The sequence below is a fragment of the Acinetobacter sp. UBA3132 genome, from assembly GCF_002364825.1.
Classification (GTDB): domain Bacteria; phylum Pseudomonadota; class Gammaproteobacteria; order Pseudomonadales; family Moraxellaceae; genus Acinetobacter; species Acinetobacter schindleri.
In genome coordinates this window covers 1-6,818 of the sequence record NZ_DEZM01000010.1, presented here as the reverse complement: position 1 = coordinate 6,818, position 6,818 = coordinate 1, and the positions used below count along the sequence as shown (strand labels likewise).

General features: G+C 39.0%; 9 protein-coding genes. 1 reads left to right on the top strand and 8 read right to left on the bottom strand.

Features of this window, described 5'->3' with window-relative positions; translation table 11 throughout:
- Nucleotides 1–627: HAD-IA family hydrolase (locus B4033_RS00390; protein WP_286831057.1), on the bottom strand; the 627-nt coding region annotated here is incomplete at its 3' end.
- A 92-nt stretch (nt 628–719) separates the two neighbouring features.
- Between B4033_RS00390 and B4033_RS00385 the strand changes: the two genes are divergently transcribed.
- Nucleotides 720–1,490 carry a hydroxymethylpyrimidine/phosphomethylpyrimidine kinase gene (locus B4033_RS00385; protein WP_076754122.1) on the top strand — a complete coding sequence of 257 codons (771 nt, stop codon included), beginning with the start codon at nt 720–722 and terminating at the stop codon, nt 1,488–1,490.
- Between the two features lie 130 nt (nt 1,491–1,620).
- On the opposite strand, the gene B4033_RS00380 is transcribed toward B4033_RS00385, so the two are convergent.
- From B4033_RS00380 to B4033_RS00350, 7 genes are all read right to left on the bottom strand, one after another.
- Nucleotides 1,621–2,070: a YybH family protein gene (locus tag B4033_RS00380; protein ID WP_076754125.1), complete on the bottom strand. Its 450-nt coding sequence runs from the start codon at nt 2,068–2,070 to the stop codon at nt 1,621–1,623.
- 326 nt (nt 2,071–2,396) lie between these two features.
- Nucleotides 2,397–2,759 (bottom strand): 5-carboxymethyl-2-hydroxymuconate Delta-isomerase, encoded by a 363-nt coding sequence (locus tag B4033_RS00375; protein ID WP_017401434.1) that lies wholly within the window; start codon nt 2,757–2,759, stop codon nt 2,397–2,399.
- 140 nt (nt 2,760–2,899) lie between these two features.
- Nucleotides 2,900–3,238, bottom strand: a complete 339-nt coding sequence (locus tag B4033_RS00370; protein WP_004814566.1) for a zinc ribbon domain-containing protein YjdM — start codon at nt 3,236–3,238, stop codon at nt 2,900–2,902.
- Between the two features lie 222 nt (nt 3,239–3,460).
- Nucleotides 3,461–3,844, bottom strand: a complete 384-nt coding sequence (locus B4033_RS00365; protein ID WP_004814565.1) for a ribonuclease E inhibitor RraB — start codon at nt 3,842–3,844, stop codon at nt 3,461–3,463.
- A 673-nt stretch (nt 3,845–4,517) separates the two neighbouring features.
- Nucleotides 4,518–5,183 (bottom strand): RluA family pseudouridine synthase, encoded by a 666-nt coding sequence (locus B4033_RS00360; protein ID WP_286831051.1) that lies wholly within the window; start codon nt 5,181–5,183, stop codon nt 4,518–4,520.
- Nucleotides 5,184–5,349: 166 nt separating this feature from the next.
- Nucleotides 5,350–6,063: an SIMPL domain-containing protein gene (locus tag B4033_RS00355; protein WP_286831050.1), complete on the bottom strand. Its 714-nt coding sequence runs from the start codon at nt 6,061–6,063 to the stop codon at nt 5,350–5,352.
- Between the two features lie 140 nt (nt 6,064–6,203).
- On the bottom strand, nt 6,204–6,443 hold the full coding sequence (locus B4033_RS00350; protein ID WP_004891620.1) for a DUF6868 family protein: 240 nt from the start codon (nt 6,441–6,443) through the stop codon (nt 6,204–6,206).
- Nucleotides 6,444–6,818 lie beyond the last annotated feature (375 nt).

Below are 6,818 nucleotides of genomic sequence, written 5' to 3'. Positions count from 1 at the left end.
TTCATTAAAGCGTTGAATCTGAAATTTTGGCTCAGCTTGAGCAAATTCTTCTGGCGAACCATAGCCATAAGTAACTGCAATAGTTTCTATCCCATTATGTCTAGCACCAAAAATGTCATGCTCACGATCTCCAACCATGATACAAGTAGCTGGATCTAACTGCTCTTGCTGCAAGAGGTATTCGATCAGGTCACCTTTGTTGGTACGATCACCATTTAGCTCACTGCCATAAATGCCTTTAAAATATTGATCTAGCTCAAAGTGTTCAAGAATCTGTCGTGCATAAACGGTGGGTTTAGCAGTCGCAAGAAATAGTCGATATCCACGGCGTTTGAGTTCAGCTAAAGTTTCAGCCACCTCAGGAAAGACTTTATTTTCATACAGTCCGGTGACTGCGAAACGTTCCCGATAGGCTTCTAGTGCCTGCTCTGCCAGCACGTGATTGCTTGCAACGTTCAGAATTTTAGCGAGTGAGGCTTTAAGCGGTGGTCCAATAATCCAGTCAATATTGGTATCAGGATGAATAGGATGACCAATTTTTTCCAAGCCATAACGTGCAGAAGTGGTAATTCCGACTTTCGGATCCGTTAATGTTCCATCCAGATCAATCAGAATATTCTGAATCACCCCATGCCTCCCGGTTACTTCGATAAAATGCTATCGAGTGTTAACAAAATTTTGCCTATACTAACGCAAATCTAGAGTTTAAGGACATCGTTTTGCGCCCTACCGTACTATGCTTTTCAGGTTTGGATCCTTCAGGTGGAGCAGGTCTCCAGGCTGATATTGAAGCTATTGGCCAAAGCGGGGCTCATGCTGCAATAGCCTGTACCGCCCTTACTATTCAGAACTCTCAACAGGTATTTGGCTTTGAAGCGACATCAAAAAGCCTATTGCTTGCACAAGCTCATGCGGTAGTCGGTGACTTGCCCATCCGTGGTGTCAAATCCGGCATGCTTGGTACTACCGACAATATTGCAGCCCTAGCCGAGTTTCTTGCTGAGCATCCTGAATATTTTTATGTGCTTGATCCGGTACTTGTCGCGAACAGTGGTGGCTCATTGGGAGATCAGGCAACCTTGGTCAAGGCTTTTACCCAATTGATCCCTCATGCAACTATTATTACACCGAACACAGTGGAATTGCGTGCACTGACAGGTGAGCAGGATCTGGAACTTGCGACACAAAAACTGTTTGCCATGGGTGCCAAAGCTATACTGGTCAAAGGAGGTCATGAGGATACTCCCGATTATATCCAGAACAGTTTATATATTCAGGGTGAACTGGTGAACCAGACCCGTTGTGCTCGTCTGGAGGGTGAATATCATGGTTCAGGCTGTTCACTGGCCAGTTTCATTGCCGGTCGTTTAGCATTAGGCGATCAGCTCAAGACTGCCGTACAGCATGCTGAAACCTGGTTATTCGGTGTATTAAAAAATGCTGAAACCCCTATACCTAATGGACAGAAAATTCCAAAACGCTTTGGTTAATACTCATTCTGCAAATAAAAAGAGCCTAAATCATTCAGGCTCTTTTTTTTATTGGAATTCAACTGAACATTGCCCTATAGTAGAGAACTTAAATAGCGAATGAATTCATATAAATAATGTCATTATAGATCTAAATGGTTAGCTCTAATACTTTCATGCTATGTGTTTCAATCTCTACCGGTACCGAAATATGCTGATGCACCATTTTCCATTGCCCTTTTTCCTTTTTCAAACATAAGCTAGTACGACACCATTTCACGGATGGAAGCCATTTTACTTTTTCAGCACTTGCTGGTGTAAGTTTGACATAACCATGAATGAAAGCTAAATGAGGCTCTACGTGGATTGTCACATCATGCCGCTGTATGGTCACTCCATGCAGCATATAAGGCTTGTAAAGATTCCATTTCTGTTCATAAGCTTCCAGACCATGAACTTCTGTACTTAAATCAAAAAACCTCACATCTGATACACACAACTTAAGCACATTCTGAATATCCAAGCCTGTTATTGCACTATCCCATTCATGTAATAAATCAACTATTTCTCTACCTAAAGATGCGTCCCCGAATATTTTCATCTCTATTCTCTTATATTTTTTAAATGGTCAAATAATCACTGCAATCTGCCCCTACAGAAGGACATAGATTTTTTTAGAATTACAGCAAAAAAACCTTAACTAGTTAAGATCATCAAATATATTAAAAGCCCCATAAAATTCATTTTTTAAAGATCATTTTATTGTTAGCTAAACAACTTCCATAAAACTTGAGAAGGAACCCAGTTAATTTAAGCTTATTTAAGTTATTTTTCACTGTTTGCTAGATTTTAGTTGTGTCACAACATAACAATCCCGAAAAATAATACTTATAATTTCAACAACATACAAGTATTGTTAAACTAAAGTTAAATAAAGGCTTTACTATAACAGTCCTTTGGCATTTCTATGATTTCTACACAGAGCTGTATTGTCAAACCCTGCTGGGCTGGTACATGCTGTCGTAGCACTGCTAAGACACACTGGGAAATTGCCTGTTTCAATTCAGGACTACGCCCCGACAATAAGGATACTTTTGCATGTACATAGGCCTGAGTGGTATTCAAATCCAGTCCAATCACATAATTCTGCTGACAAATTGCCCGGCTTTTTAAATCATTCGGATCCTGAATATAATTTGCAGTATATAAGGCCTGGTGAATCTTAAGCAGCATCGGCTTGACCTCCAGATTCTGGATATTATCTGAATATTCAATATGAAGATGAGGCATGAGGTTTTATTTACTCAGTATTTTTTCTTGATTATGCCCCGTATGAAATAAAATGTAAGCCAAGGCAGGTGATGACGGCTTATTTTTTAAACCGCCATTCTGGTTCAAACTTTAATAGATTAAAACAGATCAGGACTGGATTATGCTTTTTTCACATATTCAGACTTGAGCTTCATTGCGCCAATACCCTCAATTTTACAGTCAATATCATGACCATCTGCTGCATCTGGCAACAGGCGAATACTTTTTACTTTAGTTCCAACTTTCACCACAGATGAGGAACCTTTAATTTTCAGGTCTTTGATCACTGTTACACTATCACCATCAGCAAGAACATTACCATTGGCATCCTTAATGATTAGCTGCTCTTCTGTATCTTCACCCTCTTTCCATTCATGCGAACATTCAGGACAAATCAGTAAATCCCCATCTTCGTAGGTGTATTCAGACTGGCATTTTGGACAATGGGGTAGACTCATAAGAACCTCAAAAATAAAAATAAGAAATGAATAAATTAAAAAATCATTATAGCATTTTATACCTTATATTTTATATGGATTTAATTTCTACAATTCCTCTATTCGTTTTAAATAATATCAGTTTGAATTATTCATTAATAAACTGTTGATTCACCAGAAGAAAAATCCCAGACGGGCTGGGCTTATACTCTTCATTCTGTGTTATAAAAATTTTGTTTAGCTTTAACTGGTCAAAGGCGTATCATCATCGTCGATGTCGTCATATACATAAGCCATACAGCCCCAACCATCATAAACGCCACCAAATTCACTCGCGATTTTGGTAAACCATTGCTCCAGATCGACAATATCTTCGTAGCTCGGTTCCATATAAACGAAAATCGTGATCACCCACTCGAGTGTATCGCTTTCTTCATCCTGGAACAGGCTGATTTTCTGTTCTTCTTTTAATAGATGCAAAGCACAGCGATCAGCCTGAGATTCTTCATTAAATGCAATCGAAAATTCAATTTCATGTGCTTCAGTCAGATCATCGCCATCCTGAAACATCTGCCAGAGTACATTGCCATTTTCATCATCCGGGAACTGCTGATAATCACGTGACATAGGGCTGTCCTTATTATGCTGCCGTTTTATTATACAAATTAGATTAGCTGATTTTTATACAGGATACGATAGGAAAAATAACATTTTTTACAGTTTTTAAATGACTGATTTTATATATCAAATCGAAGTTTTATTTTTAAAGTATCTCTTTAACTTTTAACTAGTAGAGATACTTTTGACTGCTTATTTTGGAGATATTTTCATCCTCATTTATTGATATTTTTGTTGAATTCTACTGTTTTATCTCTTGAAATCTTGCCAGAATAAAAATATTAAAGCTTCAAGTAGGAATTAACTTATAAGATAGACAGTAAGTTATTGAATTTAATGAAATAATATTATATTTCTTAATTTTTATCAAAATTAAAATATAATATTGTTTTATAACATAGATTTAAATTTACCAAATTTTGATCTTTTTAAAAATTTAATTTTCTTCATGAGACAGTATTAAGATAGGTAAACTTATAAATTTACATAGTTTAACAAAGCACATAACTATATTTAAACTAATGCTTTTTAGATCAAAAAATAAGTAAATTTAGAGAATTAAAGAAAAATATGAAATATTTTCTCACACTTTATACAACGCAATAGATGAGTAAAGTGTTCTGCATTCATTCCAGAAATTCAAATATTATTTAATAAAACATGGAGTTGAAACTAGACAATATTAAAAAGGCACACTACCGTAAATTTCTACCGGTTGATCACTTAAGGGCTGGGTAAATGCAAGATAACTGGCATGCAGGGCCATGCGTTGCAACGGACTGCGCAGTGGTTCAGGGTGATAGATTTTATCGCCAGTAATCGGATGACCAATATGCATCATATGCACACGCAGTTGATGCGAACGCCCGGTAATCGGCGTTAATAAGACACGGCTAATATCTTGTGCCACATCATAATCCAACACTTGATACAGGGTTTTAGAGGGCTTGCCCAGTTCCGTATGTACCATCTGACGTGGCCGATTTTCCCAGTCAGTAATGAGTGGGGCATTGACTTCACCCTCCCCGACCAGTTTGCCTTGTACCAAAGCGATGTAATGCTTATTCACCGTACGCGCCTGAAACATTTTACTGACTGCCACTTCTGCATCACGATGCTTGGCAAACATTAGAATTCCGGAAGTAGCCATATCCAGGCGATGGGTAATTCGTGCTTCCGGAAATTGCTCGCACACACGTAAATAAGCGCTGTCATGATGCTCTGGCAGACGACCCGGCACCGACAACAACCCTGCCGGTTTTTCAATCACCACCAGATCCTCATCTTCATAGAGAATTTTAATCGGATCTTGAGGTGGACAGTAAACAAAGTCATCGTTTAGTGGCATGGCGCAATTGCATGGGGGGGAAAGATGCGCAAAATAACAATGTCAATCCAGTGTGTCAATCTGAACGTTTACAGGAAGTTGATTTAAGGAGATTATACTCGGCTTGCGACCTGACCAGCCGGGTTCAAGCTGCTCAGATCGTACTGCTGAATTGCTTCCGGTCAATTTAATCTGCCAGATAGTAATCGACTGTAGATACGACACGAACTTTTTTAAGATAGGGTGTATTACTGTCGCGATCTTCAATACTGAACAGACCCTGATTAGCAGTTTTGATTTTTCCCAGACGACTTTGTGAATCAGCTGCAAATTTTTCTGCCACGCTCCGAGCATTTTGTGTGGCCTGTTCAATCATCGCTGGTTTAATGTCATTCAGGCCAGTAAATAGATACTCAGTTCGTTGTCCAGAATCATCGCCACCAAAGGCAATGCCCTTTTTACCCAGTTCTGCTAAACGGGTTTGTGCTGCCCGTACTGCATCAATATTATGGGTATATACGGTAATGGTTTGATGTGCGGTATAACGCAGGGCAACATTGGCATCACCGCCATACTGCTGTGCATATTTATCTGTGGTGACGGGTGCTCCCGTGGTAATTTCTTCGGCTTTAAAGCCTTCACCTTTCAGGAAAGTCTGGATTTGCTGGGTTTGTAGTTCCATCACGTCATAAAGCTGAGCCAGATCCTGACTGGCCGAACTAAAACGAATCGGCCAGACCGCGACATTTGCCCTAACTTCACGTTCAGACAGGCCTTTGACCGAAACAATCCGTTCATACTGTTTGATCTTGACGGCACTGTTCCCCAGAATCCATCCCGCTATAATCATTCCTAAGCCGATGAGTGCACCTAAAATCAGGGCGGGTTTAAACTGATTCATTTGCCTGAACTCCTTTTAGCGATGTTGTTGTTTTTAGTTGGACAATTTTAATAATTTGAACTGGGTCTTTGAGATTACTATTCGACCACAGGTTAAAATCACGTTAATGAAAGATTCAAATCTATTATTTCTCTCTATATTTACATCAGATATAAAGCCAATAAAGGCACTAGATTAAATAGAAAAATACCAATCTTATAGAGTGCCATACCCGCATAATGAATGGCATCGAAGGTTGAATCTGATAGCTGGAACCATTTTCCATGCAACTGTTTGACCCAATCATGGGCAAAGACAATGATCAGGAACCAGAATATTAATATGCTGTAATTAACGAACAATGCATACAGTAAAAATTGCCGCCAGAAATCAAGCTCCATCGTGATTCCCCTAAAGGATACGGTTTAATTTCCAGACTAGCATAAATTGACTGAATAAAAAGAAATGGCGGATATAACACTGTTAAGGAGATTTGAATAGAAGAGTTATTTTTATATTTTCTAATGGGTTTTACTGGAGAATTTTTTAGGGTGTTGGGAAAACTCGCGATGGTTTACTTCAACTATCAATCTTTGTAAGAATTGATCTTATAGCCTACAAACTTGTGGTTCATAGCGTCCTAAGCCGGATCAAGACCTTTTGGGTAAGTACTGCTCTCGCGTTTTGCGCCGCTCACAGCATGCTACTCTTTCCGATCCCGTCACACCCTTGAGACATATATTAGCCTTGAGCGTACGGAATTAATTTCCTATGTT